The 22002-nt window shown below is 65.9% G+C and carries 20 protein-coding genes; 3 read left to right on the top strand and 17 right to left on the bottom strand.

Translation table 11 applies throughout. From position 1 onward, the window contains the following. Positions 1-144 precede the first annotated feature (144 nt). Positions 145-666, top strand: a complete 522-nt coding sequence (locus MK786_RS13300) for a hypothetical protein (protein ID WP_241112732.1) — start codon at positions 145-147, stop codon at positions 664-666. Between the two features lie 347 nt (positions 667-1013). Next, positions 1014-2066: a class I SAM-dependent methyltransferase gene (locus MK786_RS13295; protein ID WP_241112731.1), complete on the top strand. Its 1053-nt coding sequence runs from the start codon at positions 1014-1016 to the stop codon at positions 2064-2066. Between the two features lie 114 nt (positions 2067-2180). Here MK786_RS13295 and MK786_RS13290 read toward each other — a convergent pair whose 3' ends face one another. The 3 genes from MK786_RS13290 to MK786_RS13280 form a co-directional block, all read right to left on the bottom strand. Then, complete coding sequence (locus MK786_RS13290; RefSeq protein ID WP_241112730.1) at positions 2181-5798, bottom strand: glycosyltransferase; 3618 nt, start codon at positions 5796-5798, stop codon at positions 2181-2183. Positions 5799-5961: 163 nt separating this feature from the next. Then, on the bottom strand, positions 5962-6822 hold the full coding sequence (locus MK786_RS13285) for an NAD(P)-dependent oxidoreductase (protein WP_241112729.1): 861 nt from the start codon (positions 6820-6822) through the stop codon (positions 5962-5964). Continuing rightward, positions 6819-8225, bottom strand: coding sequence for a polysaccharide biosynthesis protein (locus MK786_RS13280; protein ID WP_241112728.1), 1407 nt, complete (start codon positions 8223-8225; stop codon positions 6819-6821). The genes MK786_RS13285 and MK786_RS13280 overlap by 4 nt, the downstream gene beginning before the upstream one ends. 362 nt (positions 8226-8587) lie before the next feature. On the opposite strand from MK786_RS13280, the gene MK786_RS13275 reads away from it, so the two are divergent. Further along, on the top strand, positions 8588-9403 hold the full coding sequence (locus MK786_RS13275; protein ID WP_308220045.1) for a glycosyltransferase: 816 nt from the start codon (positions 8588-8590) through the stop codon (positions 9401-9403). Here the strand turns inward: MK786_RS13275 and MK786_RS13270 are convergent. The 14 genes from MK786_RS13270 to MK786_RS13205 all read right to left on the bottom strand — a co-directional run bounded on the left by MK786_RS13270 (position 9391) and on the right by MK786_RS13205 (position 21816). Next, positions 9391-10407, bottom strand: coding sequence for a stealth family protein (locus MK786_RS13270; protein ID WP_241112726.1), 1017 nt, complete (start codon positions 10405-10407; stop codon positions 9391-9393). The genes MK786_RS13275 and MK786_RS13270 overlap by 13 nt on opposite strands. Further along, positions 10385-11278, bottom strand: a complete 894-nt coding sequence (locus MK786_RS13265) for a glycosyltransferase family A protein (RefSeq protein ID WP_241112725.1) — start codon at positions 11276-11278, stop codon at positions 10385-10387. Before MK786_RS13265 ends, MK786_RS13270 begins: the two co-directional genes overlap by 23 nt. Beyond that, positions 11278-12438: a glycosyltransferase gene (locus MK786_RS13260; RefSeq protein WP_241112724.1), complete on the bottom strand. Its 1161-nt coding sequence runs from the start codon at positions 12436-12438 to the stop codon at positions 11278-11280. Before MK786_RS13260 ends, MK786_RS13265 begins: the two co-directional genes overlap by 1 nt. Then, positions 12435-13457, bottom strand: a complete 1023-nt coding sequence (locus MK786_RS13255; protein WP_241112723.1) for a glycosyltransferase — start codon at positions 13455-13457, stop codon at positions 12435-12437. The genes MK786_RS13260 and MK786_RS13255 overlap by 4 nt, the downstream gene beginning before the upstream one ends. A 96-nt stretch (positions 13458-13553) precedes the next feature. Further along, on the bottom strand, positions 13554-14747 hold the full coding sequence (gene tuf, locus MK786_RS13250) for an elongation factor Tu (RefSeq protein WP_241112722.1): 1194 nt from the start codon (positions 14745-14747) through the stop codon (positions 13554-13556). 156 nt (positions 14748-14903) lie between these two features. After that, on the bottom strand, positions 14904-17018 hold the full coding sequence (gene fusA, locus MK786_RS13245; RefSeq protein WP_241112721.1) for an elongation factor G: 2115 nt from the start codon (positions 17016-17018) through the stop codon (positions 14904-14906). A 71-nt stretch (positions 17019-17089) separates the two neighbouring features. After that, a complete protein-coding gene (gene rpsG, locus MK786_RS13240) occupies positions 17090-17560 on the bottom strand; it encodes a 30S ribosomal protein S7 (protein WP_056117669.1) in 471 nt (156 codons plus the stop codon). 5 nt (positions 17561-17565) lie between these two features. Then, positions 17566-17934 carry a 30S ribosomal protein S12 gene (gene rpsL, locus MK786_RS13235; protein WP_018171438.1) on the bottom strand — a complete coding sequence of 123 codons (369 nt, stop codon included), beginning with the start codon at positions 17932-17934 and terminating at the stop codon, positions 17566-17568. Between the two features lie 356 nt (positions 17935-18290). After that, positions 18291-18539, bottom strand: a complete 249-nt coding sequence (locus MK786_RS13230) for a hypothetical protein (RefSeq protein WP_241112720.1) — start codon at positions 18537-18539, stop codon at positions 18291-18293. Then, positions 18536-19150: a hypothetical protein gene (locus tag MK786_RS13225; RefSeq protein ID WP_241112719.1), complete on the bottom strand. Its 615-nt coding sequence runs from the start codon at positions 19148-19150 to the stop codon at positions 18536-18538. Before MK786_RS13225 ends, MK786_RS13230 begins: the two co-directional genes overlap by 4 nt. Beyond that, positions 19141-19719: a hypothetical protein gene (locus MK786_RS13220; protein WP_241112718.1), complete on the bottom strand. Its 579-nt coding sequence runs from the start codon at positions 19717-19719 to the stop codon at positions 19141-19143. Before MK786_RS13220 ends, MK786_RS13225 begins: the two co-directional genes overlap by 10 nt. Next, the gene (locus tag MK786_RS13215) at positions 19716-20204 is read right to left on the bottom strand and encodes a hypothetical protein (RefSeq protein WP_241112717.1); all 489 of its coding nucleotides are present in this window, start codon (positions 20202-20204) and stop codon (positions 19716-19718) included. The genes MK786_RS13220 and MK786_RS13215 overlap by 4 nt, the downstream gene beginning before the upstream one ends. After that, the gene (locus tag MK786_RS13210) at positions 20201-21487 is read right to left on the bottom strand and encodes a hypothetical protein (protein WP_241112716.1); all 1287 of its coding nucleotides are present in this window, start codon (positions 21485-21487) and stop codon (positions 20201-20203) included. Before MK786_RS13210 ends, MK786_RS13215 begins: the two co-directional genes overlap by 4 nt. Continuing rightward, the gene (locus MK786_RS13205; protein ID WP_191766111.1) at positions 21487-21816 is read right to left on the bottom strand and encodes a flagellar protein FlgN; all 330 of its coding nucleotides are present in this window, start codon (positions 21814-21816) and stop codon (positions 21487-21489) included. Before MK786_RS13205 ends, MK786_RS13210 begins: the two co-directional genes overlap by 1 nt. Positions 21817-22002 lie beyond the last annotated feature (186 nt).

Below are 22002 nucleotides of genomic sequence, written 5' to 3'. Positions count from 1 at the left end.
TCCAAACGCCGGTCGTCTCCCACTCGTTGGTCCGCTCGGCGTCATCTGCGACGATTGAGACCCGCCTCCGCGAGCTTGCCGGCGAGCGGTGGCAGCGCTGGGCTTTCCGGATCGAGGTCGCTCCTCAGCAGGCATAATGTTCCGGTGACGACCGATATCGCCGAAGGCTGCGAGATCTCACCGACTGCCCGATTCATCGGCGACGGGCTGGTGCGCATCGGCGCGAGGACGAAGATCCTCCGTGGCGGTGAATTCCTTGGACCAATCGACATCGGCATCGGCGTGTACATCAATCGAGACGCATATGTCCGCCCCAATACCTCGATCGGCAACCGCGTCAACATCGGGCCGTTCGTCCGGCTGGTCACGGACACCCACGAGCTCGGACCGGCGTCGCGTCGCGCCGGTACTGGCCGATTCGATCCGATCACGATCGGAGACGGTGCGTGGATCGGGGCTGCGGTCACGGTCGTCGGCGGCGTGTCGATCGGCGCGGGCGCCGTCGTCGCGGCCGGGGCGGTCGTCGTCTCCGACGTGCCGCCCAACACGCTGGTGGGGGGAGTCCCGGCGCGTGTGATTCGCTCCCTCGACGAGCCGGAACCCACGGTGAAGCAGTCGAAGCCGCGCAGAACCCGCTTGGGGCGATTGCTCGACCGATCGCGCTGACCCTGCCCCGGCGCGCTGGCTGCGCCGCCGGCACGCACCGGAGCCGTCGCGTCGCAACCGTTGCAGGGACCCGAACCCCCCGCTTAGCCGCCGCGCCATCACTGCAGACTGGGTCGGCCGGTCGCGTCCATGGCTGACGCCTGACACCGATTGTGACGCCACTCGCTCGGCCGTGCTCGATGCCGCACCATGGCTTCGTCTCCCCGCAGTCAAGGTGAGGCGGTCACCGACCCAGCGCTGGATCCAGTCGACGAAAGTGCGTTCTGTCGACGAGGCAAGGAGCTAATCGCCTTCATCCTCTTCGAGCGCACGAGCCTCGGTCGTCGCATGAGTGTAGCCTTGCCACGATGAGCGACGCAGGAGACGCCGAAAAGCCGGACACCGGTCACCAACCGACGGGCGACTCGGCATCGCGACACTCGCGTGCATCTTGGCGCGCTCGGCTTCCATGGGAGGCTCGATTGCGCGAGGCACGTGCCGAGCGAGATGCAGCGCGCAGGGCGTTGAAGAGCGCACGCGCGAAACGGGACGACGCCAGCCATGCACTCGTCATGGCGAGAGCCGAACGCGACGCTGCGCACCGAGCGCTCGCCGAGATGCGAGCCGAGCGCGACGTTGCGCGCGAAGAGCTCAGGTCGATGCAGGCTGACGGGGATCGCGCCCGCGAAGAACGCGACATGCACCTCCAAGCGAGTTTGGACGCGCTCATCGGAGAGTCGCGGGCGATCCACTCGTTAGAGAAGACCATGGATCGACGCCTGCGTTTCCTTCACCGCGAGCTCCTCACCGACATTCAGGCTCTCGACCAGTTGCTGAGCAGATATTCGCCAAAGGCGAGGCTTCCCGCAGTGGCCGGTTGGGCATTGAGCCCGGCCGGGCTACTCGCACTCGTCGATCTCATCGAAACAAGCGGGGCCCAAACCATCGTCGAGTGCGGCAGTGGCACGTCCACACTTTGGATCGGCTACGCCTTGAAGAAACTGGGGCGCGGGCGACTGATTGCGCTCGAACACTTGCCCGAATACGCACAGAAGACACGTGCGCTCATCTCCGCCCATCGCTTGACGGACTTCGTCGACGTGCGCCTCGCACCTCTCTCGCCGCTCCAGACGCCGCGAGGCGAGTTCTCCTGGTACTCGTTCGACTCGGCTGAACTCACCGAACCCATCGATGTGCTTCTCGTCGACGGTCCGCCGGGGACCACCGGGCCACACGCGAGGTACCCGGCGTTGCCGCTACTTGTCGACCGCCTCGCTCCGGGTGCACTCATTGTGGCTGACGACGTTGATCGGCGCGACGAAAGCGAGATACTCGAGTACTGGCTGGAAGAAGTCCCCCGCCTGCGGCGCGTGGAGTCACCGGGACTGGGAATCGAAGTCCTCGAGCTCGCCGTAGCTTAGTCGTGCGCCAGCCCGGGCCGGGGCCAATCTCGATGGGTTCCGTCTATTCGAGTCGCAAGAGTCGACGCTGCATGGATTTCCACTGTTGTCACGTTGCAACTCGCCTGGGACGGATCAGCGTGCGGCCTGGACAGCGTCGCCGGTCAACGTGCGGTTCTCGGCGCGTGGAGGGTGGATCGGCTCCTGTGCGGTCACCGGTTCGCGAGTGCTAACCAGCAGGCGAAAGGCCACCTGCCCTTCAGGACTGAGATCGAGTCTCTTCAACTCAGCACCTATAGATGGGGGCAGTTGAACGAACTGGCCACGAGCGCTCACGAAGACGTCGTAGACGACATTGCTCAGGACGCTCGCAACTTCGGGCGACAGGTCACGGCTGGACACTTCCCGAAGCATTGATACGTAGCTGAGGTAGTAGCCTTTGGCGGAATTCAGAGCCTTCAGCGTCGTGATGGTGGACCCGGGCCGCAAGCGCCGGGCATAGAGATCTACCATGGCGTGCGCAACGCGGCCAGCGTTCAACAAGAGCGCGAATGTGTACGGGTTGTCCTGATGGACGATCCCCGGAATGAATCGTGCACCGCTGGCACGGATGTAACTCGTGCGGGTCAGGTAAAGGCCCACGTGCGCCTTGTAATCGCGTCCGCGTCTCATGTCGACGATCATGTCGACACCAGCCCGCGTCTCGCGGTACTCCTGGTGCCGCGGGTAGTAGTTGCCGTAGCGGTTCCACACTTCGTCGCTCACGTTGCCATCGAGAACTGAGTGACCCTCCAGGAGCAGAACATCCAACTCGTCGGCGTCGGCGCGCTGTACGAGCACCGACAGTGCGTCCTGCGCCCAGTAGTCGTCGCTGTCGAGAAAAATCACGTACCGGCCGTTGGCCGCATTCAAGCCGGCATTTCGCCCGACGGACTGCCCACTGTTGGGCTGGTCGATAATGCGAACTCGCGAGTCCTGGTGCGCCATATGGCTCAGGATGCTCCGTGAATCGTCAGTCGAACCATCGTTGACGCAGATCACTTCCAACCCGACTTCGCTCTGGGCGAGCACACTCGAAAGGCACTGGGCAAGCCAGGGTCCTGCGTTGTAGACGGGAATCACGACCGAGACATCCGGCTGGGCGGCGGAGAGCACTCCCCTGCCAGTCGCCTCGGCCCCGTCCCGAAGCGCGGCACCATCAGTGCGGTGACCGTGGTCACCGGGCACAGCGACGGAATCGCGACCGGCGACCTCTACTGCTGCGTCCACGGTGGGCACACTCAAGGCCATGTCGTGTACGGCAGTAGACCCCGTGTGAGCACTGTCTTTGGCGTGATCTCGGGTACGCAATACAGACTGCGCCTTGCGGGCAATCCGTGCTACTAGTCGCTTCGCGCGTCGATCGAACCGAGGCGTGCTCGGTGCGACCGCCAGCTTGCGCCGCAGATCTGCCGTCGCTTGTCGTTGCGCCACGAATTTGGCGCGAACATCCGCGCCTTCCTTCCGCAACGCGACGATCTGCTTACGCAGATTGGTGACCTCAGCGCTCTGCGCCATGCGCTGCCGCGAGTTGAGTTCTGTGTAGAAGGTCGTCCACTCAAGCAGGAGGCGCGCGTGCGCAACTGTCGGCTCCGGCGAGCGGGTCGCGGGAAGAGTTCCCGTCAGCAGTTGCCCATACAGCTCGGGGAAATCGAAGTCAGTGGCGCGTCTAGCGGCCTCGAGCGACGCCTGAGAGACAGCGGCGTATCGGTCAGGATCATTGACCAGCAGATCGATCTCTCGCGCCAGCCCGCGCACGTCGCCTTGGCTGACAGTGATCACACCTTTGTTTCCATCCAGATTCGCCAGCCAGGGCAGCTCGTACATGGCAACGGGAAGCCCGAGAAACTGTGCCTCGATAAGGGCGAGTGGCGACCCTTCGATCACGCTGGTGAACAGCGAGATGTCCGCATCGGACAGTGCCTCGACCAGGGCTGGTCCGTGCAGAGCGCCAACGATCTTGACATGATCAGCGACACCCTGGGAAACGGCGTCAGCCAGCATCCGCGCCGCGGTGAGGTCATTGCTGTCCGGTCCGATGACGGTGAGTTCGGCATCCACCCCTCGGGACCTCAGCGCGGCAGTGATCGGTATGAGATCCCGGGCTTGTTTCGTCGACTGCTGGAGGCGACCCCACCAGATGAGTTTCACGGGTCCGACTGGCGGGGCTTTCGGCACGGTGCGTGCCGGCATCTGCTGCAGCATGGGCGACGGAGGATTAGGCAGATGGACGACCCGCTCCAGGCCACGCAGCTTCCAGTTCGCCACATCGGCGGCAGAAAGAGTCACAACCGTCTCGAGGAGCGGCAGATTCTCTACCAGGAACGACATGTTTGCGTTGTCGTCGCGGACCGGGCGCAACGCAAAGCTCTGAAGGAACCCAACAGTGGGGATGCCGAGCGTCTGAGCAGCGAGAGCGAAGAATGGCCATACCTGGTTGTAGAGCACGTAGTGGTCGAGGATGACATCAGCCTCTGAATCACGGCAGATCTCAATCCACGCGCGAAGACGTTCAGCCACCGTCGTCGCCTGTAGATGGACTACCTCGACACCGTCGGGGAGCTCGTAAACAGAGTCGTCGTGTCGATGAACCGCGATCGTCACCCTCATCCCGGCGTCGACCAAGTGACGAGCCTGCGATGCGATGACCCCCTGGATACCACCGGTGCCCAGCACCGCCGTGGTGATGAGGACGCTTCGAACCGGCTCCGCTCGATTCGAAGGACCCGGACTGGTGCGATCAAACAAGCGCAGCGCGTCCGGGCAGAAGCCTGCAGCGGCCCGGATCAGGTCAACGTCGCTGACCCGCGCGCGTACCATAGCGAAGCAAGCGCCTTGAAGCTCCTCGTCAGCTGCATTGAGGCAGTACCGCAGAACGGTACCGATGACGGAGAGGCGCGTCGATTCATAGCACGCCAAGACCTCGACAGCATTGTCCGACCCCTGCACGATTTCGTGAACCTTGTGCTCGATGAGTTCAATCGAACGAACGGCGCCGAGATAGAACTCGAACTCGTCGGTGTTCGTGACCCGCTGGCCGCTGGTGCCGCGCCGGAAGTGGTAGCGATACGCCCGCTCGGGCGTTGACACGTACTTGGTTGCTCCGGCCAACGCGAGGAATGCGATGGGCAGGTCGTTGGCTCGCGGGAGGTGCAGGTCCAGAGGAAGTCCGGCGTACGCGGATCTCAGGATTTCTCTAGCAAAGAGGTAGCCCCACACGTGTCCGTGAGCGGATTTGCCTGGGGGGAAGATACCCGGGAGGATCGCCGAGCCTGACAGCTCAGCGTGCTTCGGCTGCACTTCCTTCTCGAAAGCCGGTTTGCGCACGCCCTTCGACATGACGAAGTCGACGCCGAAACCGACGACATCAGCGCCCTCGGACCGCGCTCGCTCGAGCACCACCTGTGCCGCATTTCGCGTCAGCTCGTCATCGCCATCGAGAAAAAGCACGTAGGGCGCCAGAGCTTCCTCAACACCAACTCGTCGCGCCTGAAAGGCTGAGGCGTTCGTCGGCTGCTCGATCAGGCGGATGCGAGAGTCCCGCGCTCGATAGGTATCGATGATCGCCCGGGTTCCGTCGGTCGACGCGTCGTCGACGCAGATCACCTCGATGTCGGAGAGCGACTGCCTCATGCAACTCTCGAGGGCTGCGGCGATCCACGTCTCGTCGTTGTGTACAGGAATGATGATGGAGACAGCGGGGCTCGTCGACATGCGTAACTCTCGGAGGATGGGGGTATCGTCGGTGCACGTCAATTGGACGACCCGAGCGCGAGGATAACCTATGTATCCTACCGGTCAAACTCTTGACTCGAATGCGCGGTCCGCGCAACTTCCGTCCCTGCGTCACCGCCCGGCGGCCCAGGCAGGGCTACGCTCACGCACTGGGATCTCGCAACCCCCACGCGCGGGTCGGCAGCACACGCGGGGCGATTCCGAACGAACGTACCAGGGGTGCGTTGTCGCACCAGTTGCTGCTTTCCTCGCCGTCCACCTCCACCCAGGCGCTATCCGAAATGTCGAGCGAACTCAGCAGACTCCGAGTCGGGATCGGCTGACCAGCACCGACGTTCAGCAGGTGGTAGCCCGGTTCGGGGTCATCCATCGCCGCCAAGATGATATTCACCACGTCCGCCTGGTGGATGTAGTCCCGCACGTAGGAGTCCGGGCGAATGAGCGTCGCCGGATGCGCGGGGTCTGCCGCTAGAAGGCGCTGGACGAGAGACGTCGGAAAGTCTGGCCCCGCGACGTTGAAAATGCGCAGCGTGGTCACCGAAAGCTCCGGCATTCCCAAGGTCAAAGCGTGTAGAGCATTCTCGGACGACAACTTCGACAGGGCGTATGGCGACGTACCCAACGTCGGCGACTCTTCAGTCACGGCCTCCGTGGAACGATCCCCGTACACCGCACCCGTGGATGCGAAGACGACGGCGTGAGGAAGCTTGGTGCGAATCAGTCGGTCAAGTGACGCATCCATTCGCGCGCCGCTCTCGAGAGAGTTGTCACGATGGACTGCGGCGGCAAGGTGAACGATGATGTCGACGTCACCGTCTGCAACCGCGGAGATGACACCATCGGCGTCGGTCAAGTCGGCCCGCAAATCATCCGGGTGTTCAATCGTGCCCCGCGAAAGAGAGAGGGTACGAATGCCGCGCGCCCGCAGCGCCGTAACGACGAGACGACCTAGTCGCCCCGCGCCGCCGGTTACCAGCACGGTCGACGCGGAGAGCGAGTTCAAGGCAGCTCCGTCTTGGGGGGGGCGATTGCGAAACCCATTGTGATGAGGGCGCGACGGGCACCGTCGTCATCGAGCGCGCCGTCACGTGCCGCGGTCACGACTTCGCGGATCTTGGTGACCGGGACATCCAACTCGTCCTCGGCTTTGATGATGAAGACCTTGCTGTTATCTGTGCTGGTCGCGAGGTCAGGGTTGTAGGTCAGCTCCTCGTAGAGCTTCTCGCCCGGGCGGAGCTGCGTCACCTCGATCTTCACGTGCGGAGCCGTGGCCTTGACCAGGCTCTCGGCCAGTTCCATGATGCGCACCGGATCGCCCATGTCCAGAACACAGATGTCGCCGTTCTCACCCAAGTGCGTCGACTGGATGATCAGCTGGGCCGCCTCGTCGATCGTCATGAAGTACCGGGTCACATCGCGGTGAGTGACGGTGAGCGGTCCACCCGCCTCGATCTGACGCCTGAACGTCTCCATCACCGACCCGTTGCTCTGCAACACGTTCCCGAATCGCACAGCAGTCAACTTCGTTTCCCCGGATGTACCGGCGAGATCGCGGAGAAGGAGCTCGCCGAGACGTTTCGACGCACCCATGACGTTGGCAGGTCGCACGGCTTTGTCAGTTGACACGTATACGGCGTGGCTCGCTCCGACGGCGATCGCCTGGGTGAGGACGATCTCGGCTCCGAGCGCGTTGTTCGCGAGGGCCTCTGTCGGGTTGTCCTCATTAATCGGGACGTGTTTGTAAGCGGCCGCGTGGAAGACCAGATCGGGGCGGTGGTCGGCGAAGACCCGCTCGACTCTTCTGCGGTTCTTCACGTCCCCGACCACGATCCGCAGCCGGCTGTCGCCCAGCCTGTTGGCAAGGTGAAACAATCCGTTCTCCCACCAGTCGAAGGCGGTGACTGACTCCGCTCCGAGCTGCAAGAGGTGCTCCGTCAGACGCGAACCGATCGAACCCGCGGCACCGGTCACAAGCGCGCGTCGTCCGGAGACCAGCGCCTCCGCCTCGAGCAGGTCGTGCTTCACGGGTCGTCGTCCGACCAACTGGAGGATATCGACATCGGTGAGGTCGCCAATGCCCACTGCCTCGGTGCTGATGGTCTTGTACGTTCGCGGAAGCATCGACAGGCGGAGGTCGGATTCAAGCCCCGCGATGAACTCGCGCAAACGCCCCGCCTCAATCGTGGGGATGGCGAAATAGATGGTGTCCACGTGATTGTCGTGGACAACCTGATTTACATCGGAGAGCCTGCCGAGGACATCAGGCGAGCTGAGCTCATCATCGAGGAATCCGACGACGTTGTGGCCCTTCGCGAGGGCGTCGTCGGCGACACCCCGTCCAGCGACGCCGTGTCCGACCACGAGAATCCGCTGCGCATCGATCGTCGGAGCTTCGTCGTCAGTCACTGGTCGATCCTAACGGAGCGCCCCGAGGTAGGCCGAACCCCCTGAAGCAACGTCGGTCCGTGCTCCGCCGCCGCGGAACGCAATCTCGTCCCCCGGTCGCTGGCAGCTCACCATGCCCGAAACCGCCATTGTGTGCGCTTGCAGCGCAGTGCGCCATGGCTGTGGTTGCGCCTGATTCGCATCCCCGCACCCCGTCCTCGTCTTGAAGCGGCGAAGTGCCCAGAGGGCCGGCGCGTATGCTGGCTCGGTGTTCTGGCGACAACGCGTGCCGCAGGGAATCGCTGACGGGCGCGCGAGCGATCCTGGGCAGTGCACCTGGGCCAGTGTCTCCAAGAACCGGCCCCGATACAGGAAAGTAGACCGTGGAAGGCACGTTGCCGCATTCAAGCCCGCGCCGGTCACTGATCACGGTGACCTTCAACAGTCGGGAAGCGCTGATGCGTTTCTGGCACGACCGAGACATGGACGATCAGACCGAATGGATCGTGGTCGACAACTTCTCCAGCGACGACAGCGCGGCGCTCGCTGAGACGCTGGGGGCGCGAGTCATCCGGCTGCCGAAGAACGTCGGCTTCTCCGCTGCCAACAACGCCGGCCTCGCGACGGCGCGCGGAGACTTCATCGGATTCGTGAACCCGGACGTCGGGATCGATGCGGCCGCGATCGATCGCCTTGAAGAGCTCGCGCGCGAGACGGGCGCCGTCGTAGGCCCGCAGCTCCTCGACCCCGATGGGACGATCCAGCCCAACGGACGAGGTTTCCCGTTGCTGACCGCCAAGATCCGGAATCGCCTGCGCGGGGACGACCACCGGTATCTCCTGACCTCTGACGGCGCGGCTCCCCGTCCTGTCGTCTGGCTGATGGGCGCCGCGGTCTTCGGCACCCGCGCGACCATCGATCGGATCGGCGGCTGGGATTCGCGCTTCTTCATCTACTACGAGGACTCCGACATCGGCTTGCGCGCGTGGCACGAGGGGGTGCGCGTCCTCCTCGCGCCCACGGCGACCGCGACCCACGGCTGGGCGCGCGAGACCTCGGGTAAGTTCCGCTGGATGCCCTGGCTCAGGGAGATCGCCTCCATGGCGAAGTTCTACAGCCGATACCCGGAGATGATCCTGTCCCACCGTATTGCCAGTCGCGCTCACCCCGCCATCGCCCGGGCTGTCTATCCCGGCTGAGTTGCCGGCTCCCGTTCGAAGGCGGAGGGATGCGGAAAACGCGCGTCCAGCAGGGCGTGCAGACGTTCCCGCACACCGTCCGCATGGGCATCCGGTCCGTCGTTCAGACAGACGAAGAGCGACCTGCTCGACCGCAGGTGGGCTTCCACGGCGTCCAATGACGCGGCGCTCACTTCGAAGAACCGGCCATAGGCGTCTGGCGACACCGGGCTGAAGTCACCGGTGCACAGCTGCCAATAGCGGTACAGGAAGGGGCTCACATCGCTGAGCGATCGCACACGAGATCTCGTCGTCGTCTCGATGAGCTCGGGCAGTCGACGTCGCACATCCGCGAAGGTCTTGGTGCGCAGCACCATCGGCACGTGAGGCTCGAAAAACCCCGTGAACGATCCCCACGGGAGCAGCGCGATGTTTCGGAGCACGTGGCGTCCGTAGCGTGGGCTGAACCACTGCGCCGGTCGAGCCCGCATCACACGACGTTTGTCGAAGACGGAGTTCACGGCGCCCACCGCGTTGAGCACCCAGTGCGACCAGTCATTGGATGCGGTGAGTGCGTTCTGAACCGCAAATCCAGCCGGATGCCCGCGAGGGATGATGTCGCGGACGGTCGTCTCGCGCAGCACGAGCATGTCGTCGTTGAAGTACACGAAGGTGGGCGCGAGATCGGGGATTCGGTCCAGATTCACCTCCACGGCCATGGAGTTGAAGGAGGGTGACGCATCCGGTGGAAGCAGGACGCGCTGGTCGACGACCGAGAGTCGCGGATGGCTCTCGACCAGCCAGCGCGGAACGTGGCCGGGGGTCACAAGGTGAATCCGCCGCGCCCACGGGCAGTACCGGTCGATGCTCCGGAGGAGGTAACGCAGGGTATCCCAGTCGTTGTCCGCGCCGGTGTACCGCGTGTCTCCCGACCCTCCGCGGGCGGCACCTCGGGCGGCCTGCCATTCGGGGTCGCGGACGTCGACCCACAGGATCACGACGTCAATAGGACCGACGGCGTCCATCGAGCCTCCGCTTCAACGTCCCGGTGTAGTCGCTGACCGACGAGAACCACATCACTGCCAGAGTATGACGCACGCGAGCAGGGATGCTGACGGCGGATGCCGCTCTGGCGACGCTGATACGGCGCTTCACCAACCGGATGGACTTTCGGTCCATCTCCGATCCGTGGACCTCGATGAAGTGCTCCAAGCCGAGAGCCCGGCGCTCCGATGCGGACGAAAGGTGGCCGACTCCCCTGCCTTCGAGATACACGAGACGCTCCCGTGCCGCCACGATGCGCGTCTTGGCCGCGCGAGCACGGACGAAGAAGTCGACGTCGTTCATCACCCACATCGCGGGATCGAAGCCGTCGATGCGATCGAACGCTCTCCGCGTCACCACGATGTTCGAGCCGGTCATGCCCGGACGGAAGGTCGAGAAGCTCGACTCGCTGGGAGTCATGAACGGTCGCCGCTCCTCATCGATGACGATCCAGTTCGGCGTCAGCACCATCTCGGCGTCTTCGGCGCGCAGCGTGGTCATCGCCTGCGCCAGGTATTCAGCATCCCACCAGTCGTCGTCGTCGAGGAAGGCGAGGACGTGGCCGCGCGAGACTCGCGCTCCGGCGTTCCTTGCGGCGGATGCACCGCGAGCCTCGGGGGCTGTTCGCGTGTACACGAGCGAGGGACCGAATTCGGCGGTGAGCTGCGCCATCGTCGCGCGCGTCTCGTCATCGCCGCCGTCGTCCGCGACGATCACCTCGGCCGGCGCGACGGTTTGCGCGAAGGCGGCGCGCACGGCCCGCGGCAGCAGGTCCGCGCGGTTGTAGGTGGGAATGACCACCGAGATCCGCGAGTACTCCGCGCCGCCATCGGTGTCAGCCGGCTGCGCCACTATCCACCACCCGCCACTCGGTCGAACTCGTCCTCCAGTGCGGCGGTGCACGTGCGGATGTCGAACTCATCCGCAACACGGCGCCGACCTGCTTCACCCATCCTGCTGCGGAGCTCGGGGTCGCCGAGAAGCTGCACGATGGCGTCGGCAAGCGCGGCGGTATCGCCCTCGGGCACCAGGACTCCGGTGACCCCGTCCACGACCGCCTCGCCCACGCCACCGTGGTCGTACGCGATCACCGGGCGTCCCGCCCGCGCCGCCTCGAGGAAGACCATTCCGAGTCCTTCTGCATCACCGTCGGGGGCAGTGCGGGAGGGCGCCACGAAGAGGCGGGAAGTCCGCATCGCCTTCTCCACATCATCAGGGCTCCTCGCGCCGGCGAACGTCGCGTTCACTCCCCGCGCCCGCGCTTCCGCCTCGAGCTGCTCGCGCAGCTTGCCGTCTCCGATGATGCACACCGAGGGAGGTGGAATCTGGTGACCCGCGACCTCGACCGCGGTCAGAAGATCGCTGACACCCTTCTTGGCGACGAGGCGCCCGACGAAGAGGATGTCTCGCTGCGGCTCTGTCTCGGCCGAGGGAGACCGGGACGGAACGCCGATCGGCAGCACGGCCACCTTGTGGTCAGGAACGGCATAGCCGTCGCGTACCTGCCGCGCGATGAAGTGCGATACGGCTACGACGGTGGTCGCGTAGCGCAACGCGTCCGTCAATCTCCGCGCGTAGGCGCGCCCCTCGCGGCCGCCGGTGCCCGACCGCAGATCCGTCCTCGTCACGTCGTTGCCATGGACCGTGACGATGAGAGGGATGCCGAGGCGACGCGCCGTGCGCGCGATACTCACCGCCCCCATGCCGAAGTGCGCGTGGATGAGGCCGACACCGCCCTTCTTGAGCAGACGGTCCAGCCGAGGAGACCAGCCCCACACCGCGAAGAGTCGGCGTTCGACGCGTCCGAAGAACGAGTCGTCGAAGAGCACGAGATCGGTGTCCCGCCGGATCGGTGATTCGATGCTGCGCACACCCACCAGAACGGGCTCCCATCGCGTCATCGCGTCGATCTGGTTCCGGATGAACGTCTCCGAGCCGGGGAGCACCAGGTCACGCCACACCATCACCCGCCGATGCCCTGTGGGCGTGGCAGCACTGCGTCGGCCCTTCATGCCGTCGGCCTGCCGGAACGCTTCCGACGCCACACGCGGCCCGGCGGGTAGCCCGCCATCTTGGCAAGATCACCGGTGATCACGATGACCGGCGCGAGCAGGATGGCGCGGATCAGTTCGCTCCGTGTGAACCGAGCGCGCCGGGCGAGCACGCGCTGCTCTGGACGGATCATGTAGAGGGCGAGCCCGCCGCAGCCGATGAGGAACAGCGCAGGCAGCTTCGTGATGAACAGAACTGAGGCAAGCGCATACGAATAAGCGACGTACCGCGCGGCATGTCGCCGAGGGAAGAGACCGGCCTTCCCGTCTCCACGGGCATAGCGGAAGTACTGCTTCGCGAACGCGCGCAGGTTCGGTCGTCCGATCCATCCGGCGATCGCCTTCGGCTGGAACTCGAACCGTGCCCCGGAGTCGCGCAGCGCGAAGTCGAAGACCAGATCCTCGCAATAGTCGAGCCACTCCGGATAGCCGCCCACCCCCATCCATGCATCGCGGCTGAACAGGACCGATCGGCTGGAGGGCATGAAGCTCTCAGGGCGGATCTCGTCCACGGTCGGGGTGATCGTCGCGGCGATGGCGCGCTCCGCGAAGGTGCGTCCCGCGGGCTCGAAGAAGCCGCTGACGACATCCGGCGGGTCGGTGCGCGAGAGGGGCTCTGTGAGCTGCTCGAGCCAGTCGGCGCGGAGTTCGGTCCCGGCGTCGGTCACCGCGAGCCTCGGCATCTGCGTGGCGGCAATCGCAGCATTGCGGCCGGCGGCGATTCCCGCGCCGGGTTCGAGGACGACACGCACCCGGCATCCGCACGGCGGCCGCCACGCCTGCAGCTCGGCGACGGTTCGATCGGTGGAGCCGCCGTCGACGACGACGATCTCCTGCGGGTGGACGGTCTGTCTCCTCAGCCCCTCCAGGAACGCGTGAATGGTCGGCTCTTCGTTCCAGACCGTGGCGACGAGCGCGACGCCTTCGCGAACAGGATGCCCCGTCATCTCGGGGCGCCGCGCGTCCGGGTGCTCGGTCATGTCCCCACCATCCTAGGCAACGAGCGGATCCGCATCGACGACGGAACCCCCCAAGCCGAAGCCTGGGGGGTTCCGTCTCGTCGTAAGTCGGAAGACTTACTTGAGGATCTTCGTCACCGTGCCGGCGCCGACGGTGCGGCCACCCTCACGGATCGCGTAGCCGAGGCCCTCCTCCATGGCGATCGGCTGGATCAGCTCGACCGTCATGTCGGTGGTGTCGCCGGGCATGACCATCTCGGTGCCCTCGGGCAGCGTGATGACGCCGGTGACGTCGGTGGTGCGGAAGTAGAACTGCGGACGGTAGTTCGTGAAGAACGGGTTGTGACGGCCGCCCTCCTCCTTGGACAGGATGTACGCCGTGCCCTCGAAGTTGGTGTGCGGGGTGACCGAACCGGGCTTCACGACGACCTGGCCGCGCTCGACGTCGTCACGCTTGGTGCCGCGAAGGAGCAGACCGCAGTTCTCGCCGGCCCAGGCCTCGTCGAGCTGCTTGTGGAACATCTCGATACCGGTGACGATCGTCTTCTGCGTCGGGCGCAGACCCACGATCTCGACCTCGGAGTTGATGGCCAGGGTGCCACGCTCGGCGCGACCCGTGACGACCGTGCCACGGCCGGTGATGGTGAAGACGTCCTCGATGGGCATGAGGAACGGCTTGTCCTTGTCACGCACCGGGTCGGGGATCGACGCGTCGACGGCGTCCATGAGCTCGACGATCTTCTCGACCCACTCGGCGTCGCCCTCGAGAGCCTTGAGGCCCGAGACGCGGATGACCGGCGCGTTGTCGCCGTCGAAGTCCTGCGACGAGAGAAGCTCGCGGACCTCGAGCTCGACGAGCTCCAGGATCTCCTCGTCGTCGACCATGTCGCTCTTGTTCAGCGCGACGAGCAGGTACGGCACGCCGACCTGCTTGGCGAGCAGAACGTGCTCACGGGTCTGAGCCATCGGGCCGTCGGTGGCGGCGACCACGAGGATCGCGCCGTCCATCTGAGCGGCACCGGTGATCATGTTCTTGATGTAGTCGGCGTGACCGGGGGCGTCGACGTGCGCGTAGTGGCGCTTCGGCGTCTCGTACTCGACGTGCGAGATGTTGATCGTGATGCCGCGCTGGCGCTCCTCGGGAGCGGAGTCGATCGACGCGAAGTCGCGCTGCACGTTGGTGGCCGACGGGTACTTGTCGGCGAGCACCTTCGAGATCGCTGCGGTGAGCGTGGTCTTGCCGTGGTCGACGTGACCGATCGTTCCGATGTTCACGTGCGGCTTGGTGCGCTCGAACTTGGCCTTAGCCACTGGGTCCTCCTCAGGACGTTCGTGTAGAAGGTCCGGGCGCTGGTTTGCGACCGGTCGTCTACGGGGATATCTCCACCTTAGTAGAGGCGGATCTGGTGATTCAGTGTGAAGTTGTGCTCCGGGACCCCGCGTCGCCGAGGGGTCCCGGAGAAAGGGTTACTCGCCCTTGGTCTTCTGGACGATCTCGTCCATGACGTTGCGCGGGACCTCGGCGTAGCTGTCGAACTCCATGGAGTAGACGGCCCGGCCGGAGGTCTTGGAGCGCAGGTCGCCGATGTAGCCGAACATCTCCGACAGCGGCACGTTGGCACGCACCACCTTGACGCCGGCGGCGTCCTCCATCGACTGGATCTGGCCACGACGCGAGTTCAGGTCGCCGATGACGTCGCCCATGTACTCCTCGGGCGTACGCACCTCGACGGCCATGATCGGCTCGAGGATGACCGGGTTCGCGCGGCGGACGGCCTCCTTGAAGCCCATCGAGCCGGCGATCTTGAACGCCATCTCGGACGAGTCGACGTCGTGCGAGGCACCGTCGAGCAGGATCGCCTTGACACCCACCATGGGGTAGCCGGCGAGCACGCCGACGTTCATGGCGTCCTGGAAGCCCTGGTCGGTGGGACCGATGTACTCGCGCGGGATCCGGCCACCGGTGACCTTGTTCTCGAACTCGTAGATCTTGTCGGCCGTGACCTCGAGAGGCTCGATCGTGAACTGGATCTTGGCGAACTGACCCGATCCACCCGTCTGCTTCTTGTGGGTGTAGTCGTGCTTCTCGACCGACTTGCGGATCGTCTCGCGGTACGCGACCTGCGGCTTTCCGACGTTGGCCTCGACCTTGAACTCGCGCTTCATGCGGTCCACGAGGATGTCGAGGTGCAGCTCGCCCATGCCCTTGATGACCGTCTGGCCGGTCTCGGCGTTCTGCTCGACGCGGAACGTCGGGTCCTCTTCGGCCAGCTTCTGGATCGCGAGACCCAGCTTCTCCTGGTCCGCCTTGGTCTTCGGCTCGATGGCGACCTCGATGACCGGCTCCGGGAAGGTCATCGACTCGAGGACCACCTGGTTGGCGCTGTCGGACAGCGTGTCACCCGTGGTGGTGTCCTTCAGGCCGATGACGGCGTAGATGTGACCGGCGGTGACCGAGTCGACCGGCATCTCCTTGTTGGCGTGCATCTGGAAGATCTTCCCGATGCGCTCCTTCTTGCCCTTGGTCGCGTTGACGACCTGGGCGCCGGAGTCGAGGTGACCCGAGTAGACGCGGATGTAGGTGAGACGACCGAAGAAGGGGTGCGTCACGATCTTGAACGCGAGCGCCGCGAACGGCTCGTCGCGGTCGGCGTGACGCTCGATGATGATCTCTTCGTTCTTCGGGTCCTTCGCCTCGATGGCGGGGACGTCGAGCGGCGACGGCAGGTAGTCCACGACGGCGTCGAGCATCGGCTGCACGCCGCGGTTCTTGAACGCCGAGCCGCAGAGCACCGGGTAGAGCTCCGACGCGATCGTCAGCTTGCGGATCGCGCCCTTGATCTCTGCGACCGTGAGCTCCTCACCGCCGAAGTACTTCTCGAGCAGGTGCTCGTCGGACTCGGCGACCGTCTCCATCAGCTTCTCGCGGTACTCCGCAGCCTTGTCGGCGAGGTCGGCCGGGATCTCCTGGATCTCGTACTTGGCGCCCATGGTCACGTCGCCCTTGGCGTCGCCGGGCCAGACGAGCGCGCGCATCTCGACCAGGTCGATGACGCCCACGAAGTCATTCTCCGCGCCGATGGGCAGCTGGAGCACGAGCGGCTTGGCCTTGAGGCGGTTGACGATGGTGTCGACCGTGAAGTAGAAGTCGGCGCCCAGCTTGTCCATCTTGTTGACGAAGCAGATGCGGGGGACGTCGTACTTGTCGGCCTGACGCCACACGGTCTCGGACTGGGGCTCGACGCCCTCCTTGCCGTCGAAGACGGCGACGGCGCCGTCGAGGACGCGGAGCGAGCGCTCCACCTCGACGGTGAAGTCCACGTGACCGGGCGTGTCGATGATGTTGATCTGGTTCTTGTCCCAGAAGCACGTCACAGCGGCGGACGTGATCGTGATGCCGCGCTCCTGCTCCTGCTCCATCCAGTCGGTGGTGGCAGCGCCGTCGTGCGTCTCGCCGATCTTGTGGTTGACGCCCGTGTAGAACAGGATGCGCTCGGTCGTCGTCGTCTTGCCGGCATCGATGTGGGCCATGATGCCGATGTTGCGGACCTTGTTGAGGTCGGTGAGCACTTCTTGTGCCACGGGATGTCTTCCTTACGTATTCGGGATGCGCCGGCCGGAGGGCGCGCCTCCGGCCGGCGACACGAAGCTGATTACCAGCGGTAGTGCGCGAAGGCGCGGTTCGACTCGGCCATCTTGTGGGTGTCCTCGCGGCGCTTGACCGCGGCACCCAGGCCGTTCGAGGCATCCAGGATCTCGTTCTGGAGGCGCTCGGTCATCGTCTTCTCACGACGACCCTTCGCGTAGCTCACGAGCCAGCGGAGAGCGAGCGTGTTGGCGCGGTGAGGCTTGACCTCGACCGGCACCTGGTAGGTCGAGCCACCGACGCGGCGGCTCTTGACCTCGAGGGTCGGGCGCACGTTGTCGAGCGCCTTCTTGAGGGTCGCGACGGCGTCCTGGCCGTTCTTCGCCTCGACACCCTTGAGGGCGGTGTAGACGATCGACTCGGCGAGCGACTTCTTGCCGTCGACGAGGATCTTGTTGACGAGCTGGCTGACGATCGGTGCGCCGTAGACCGGGTCGTTGACGACCGGGCGCTTCGGGGCGGGTCCCTTACGAGGCATCTAACTCAACCCTTCTTCGCGCCGTAGCGGCTACGGGCCTGCTTGCGGTTCTTGACGGCCTGGGTGTCCAGGGCGCCGCGAACGATCTTGTAACGCACACCGGGGAGGTCCTTCACACGACCGCCGCGCACGAGCACCAGCGAGTGCTCCTGCAGGTTGTGGCCCTCGCCGGGGATGTACGCGGTGACCTCGGTGCCGTTGCGGAGCTTGACACGGGCGACCTTGCGCATCGCCGAGTTCGGCTTCTTGGGCGTGGTCGTGTACACGCGGGTGCAGACACCCGCCTGCTGCGGGTTCGCCTTGAGCGCCGGCGCCTTGGTCTTCGAGACCTTGGGCGAGCGACCCTTGCGAACCAACTGCTGAATGGTTGGCACGTTCTCTCCTATGTCGGCTGGGCGGTTCCGTCGGTTCCACCCAGGTGCTGCACGGTGACAGCGTTCGTGTCTCCCCCGCAGCATCCGGATCTTGCGATTCGTGACGCGGCGGGCTCACATTCATCCACCGGAGCGGCATGATGATGCCGAGCCTTGTGTGGTGGATATGCCGTGGGGGTGACCTGTTCGCAGGTCGTTCCCTGAGATGTGGCGCTCGGCGTGCCTCCTCCGTGCCTAGGCACAGCGGATGGCGCGCGTGGGCGCACACCCGATCAATGATACGCGGGATTCCGGGGTGCGGCAAACGCGCCCCGACACAGCCCCGTCGCCGTGGGCGAACAGCCCGGCGTCAGCGGTCAGCGGCGCCCCTTTGCCAGTGCGACACCGGCAACCACGGCCGCCGCGCCGGCGAGCAGCGCGAAGAGCGTGAAGACGATGGCGCCGACGAGAGCGGGGCCCTCGCCCCGGTCGTTGCCCGGTCCGGAAACGGCGATCGACGTGCCCGCTCCCTCGCTGAACACCGTGATCCAGGTGGTGATCGCACCCCAGGCGAGGAACACGAAGAGCAGGGCCCCGACGATGAGGAGGCCGACGCGGAGGATCATGACCAGGCTCCTTGGGCTGTGGCGCGGGGGCGCTCATCGCCCTCGACGCGAACGCGGATCGAGCGGAACAGCGCCTCGACGGCGGGTTCGAGCTCTTCGAGCACTGCCGTCTGCTCCTCGATGAGCTCGACGACGAACACGTGGCCACCGCGGAGCCCCAGCGTGCGCAGCACGGCGATGCGGCGATCGGGCAGGTCGGTGAGCACGACGGCGCGCAGCGCGACGTCGAAGGCGGTGCCCTCGAGGACCGTGACCGTCTGCACGAACCCGCCGACCCCCGCGCGGGCGAGCTCTGCGAGCTCCTCGGCGGTGCGGGCCTCGGTCTCGGTGACGTAGAGGTGGACGAGCCGCTCCGGACCGCCCTCGACGGGCAGGTGCCAGAACCGCTCGAGCGCGCCCGGCAGCGGCGAATCGACGTCGGCCATGGCGACCGCGGCCTGCTCGAGCGCGGCGCGCACCTCGTCGGGCGCGTCGATGCCCGACATCAGGCTCGTCGAAAGATCGTGGGCCCAGGTGGCGGCATCCGCATACCCGTTCCACGGGAAGACGAGCGGCACCGGGATCCAGACGCGGTGATCGAGCTCGATCGTGTACTCGACGTTCATCGCCACCGGAAGGTCTCCATGATCGTGTCGGACAGCTCGGTCATGGCCTCGACCATCGCCGGGTCGGCGCCGTCGGGGAAGGGGATCGCCGACACGAACACGAGCCCGCGGCGGTCGCTGCCGGGCAGGGCGAAGGCGTAGCCGACCTGGCGCGTGCGGATCGCCGACAGCTCTCCGGCGCCCTGCGCCTCGGAGCGCCAGCGAAGGATGCGGCCGATCCGGGTGTCGAAGGACTCGACGGTGGCGCCGGCGAGCGCACGGATGGACTCCTCGAAGGTGCGGCCGGGCTGGGCGACGTGCTGGCGCACGGCGATGCTCGCGGGCGGCAGGATCTCGGTCGTCTCGACCGGCAGGTACACCGCCGTCACCCCGGAGGTGATCAGCTTGCGCCATTGCCCTTCGACGAGCGTGCGGGCCTGTGCGTCCAGGTCGGGCCGTGACAGGTCGCGCATGCGCGCCGACGTCTGCCTGAGGAGCGCGCGCTTGCCCTCGTCGTCGACGAGGTAGCGCACCCACCCGGGCGGCATCATGATGTGGAAGCCCGTGGGCCTCTGCGTCGCGGTCTGCCCGGTCATGCGGTCCCCTGCTCGATGCTGTCGCCTGCCGCCGTCCGGTCGGCTCGCGCACCGTGGATCACGGCCGCAGCGAAGAGCGCGACCACGGTGGCCGTGCCGATCGCGAGCGCGATGCCGAAGGCGCCCAGCGGCACGCCGTCGTCAGCGAAGGCGAACATGAAGAATCCTGACGCGAAGGCGCCTGCGACGGCGGGGCCGACGCCGCCGGTCAGCACCGCAGCATCGGCAGGACGGGCCGTCGCCGCCCACACGATCCCGGCGACGAGACCGATCACCGCGAGGCCGATCATGAGCCAGGGCGGCACCGGGAAGACCGGGAACGGGACGACGGCCTCCCAGGCGGGGTCACCGCCGGCTGTGACCTGCGCGCCGGAGAGCGCGAGGGAGCCGACGAGGAACGCGACGAGAATGCCCGCCTGCGCCAGGACGGCGCTGAGGCAGACGATCCCGGCGACCGGGATGCGTCGCTGGCTGCGCGTACTCATCGTCCCCAGGGTAGTTGCACATCTTCGAGCACCGGGATGTCGGGCTGGGCGTCGGCGACGCCGAGTCCGTCGAAGGTCGAGAACGACGTCCACAGCCCGACGTTGAGCAGACGCTCGCCGCGGCCGGGCAGCGCGCCCGCGGTGCGGGTGATGAACTCTGTGACCCCGGGGTTGTTCGCCCAGGGCGTCGTGCGCATCGTGTTCAGGAAGTTCTGCACCTGCACGGCCTCCGGGCCGCCCATGGTGATCGAGCGGAACGGGTTGACGAACATGCCCGGTCGCGGCAGCGCGAGCCAGGAGCGCACCGGCGCGACGAGCGAGCGGATCGGCGATGTCCAGGTGGTCGGGCGGAGCAGGCTGAGACGCGGCAGCCCCGACCGGATGGCCGCGGTCGTCACGCCACGGCCCCCGCGGACGACCGTCGACAGCACGGGGGCGCCACGCGAGAGCACCTTGCCGATGCCGAACGGCAGCAGGCCCACGAGGCTCCAGGCGACGTCGCTCAACGTCGCCTTCCCGAACGCGAACTGCAGGAGAGTGAGCCCGACGACGAGCAGCGTCAGCCCGAGGATCACCAGTCCGAGAAGACCTGTCAGCGGCGCTCCGATGATGAGGGCGATCACGCTCAGCACGATCAGCACGATGCCGATAACGTCGAGCGCGCTGTCGACGAACTCCCAGAACCCGTCGTTGTTGTCGGCCGAGTCCATCGCGCCCTGGATGTCCTCGACGGCCTCGTCGTAAGCATCCGACCACTTCGTGAACACCTGGTCGAATTCCGTCCACAGCCCGTCGCGGGTGGTGGTGGCGCTGGTGAGCGCCGTCGTCGCCGACGACACCTCGGCGTCGGCCGCGTTCTTCTCGGCCTCGGTCGGGTCGTCAGCCCCGGGGACGGTGGTGAGCGCGTTCTGTGCGCTGAGCGCATCGGCCTTGGCGTCGAGCGCGGACTGGTACGCCCGCTCCGCCTGTTCGACGTTCTCGAGGTTGCGCCGCAGCCAGGTCTGGGCCGTCTCGAGGGCGTTCGCGTAGGTGCGCAGCGCGCGTCCGGTCTCGCGATAGCGGACGCCTGCGGCTTCGAGATCGTCGGCGCTCTCGCTCGCCATCTCGGCGAGCTTCTCGGTGCCCTTGCTCTTGTGGATCGACGAGTCGCCGATCGCCGTGAGTTCGGCCGAGGTGTGCTTCATGACGTCGCCGAGCTTGACCCAGGCGTCGCCGCGGTTCCAGATCTCCTCGGCCTCGCCTTCCAGCTGCCGGAGTTCGTGACCGCCGTGGGGTGACCGCATCAGACCGCTCTCACATTCGTCGTGCTCGTATCGCGTGCCGCCTCGATGTCGGCCGCGGTCTCGGCATCCCACTCCTGCCAGCCGTCGACGATCGACGACAGCTGCTCGTGGATGTTGGACAGGTTCTCGCTGAGCTTGCCGCGCTTGCCGTCCCACTTCGATTCGAAGTCCGAGGCCTTGTCGCGCAGAGCGGTGCGGTCGTCGGGACGGCCGATGTCCTTCTCGAGACCGCTGTTGATCTTCGAGGCCTCCTCGAACTCCGCGATCGCGGCGGCGAGGCCCTCTCGAGCCGTCTGCAGGCGTTCGAGGTCCAGCATGATGTCGGCCACGGGGTGATCCTCCAGCTAGGACGGCGCGCGGCGGGAGTGCCGCCGCGCGCCGGAAGACGGTCAGTTGCCGGCGAGTGCCTGGTCGGTGTCCTTGATCGCCTGCTGCATCTTGCGCAGCGACTCACCCATGTCGGAGATGCCCTCGATGGCCTTCTCCAGACCCGTGGTCAGCTCGGTGTACCCCTC

This window comes from Microbacterium sp. CFH 31415 (assembly GCF_022538185.1).
Classification (GTDB): Bacteria; Actinomycetota; Actinomycetes; order Actinomycetales; family Microbacteriaceae; genus Microbacterium.
Note: the sequence above shows the minus strand (reverse complement) of the source record. Positions and strands in the feature narration are given on the sequence as shown.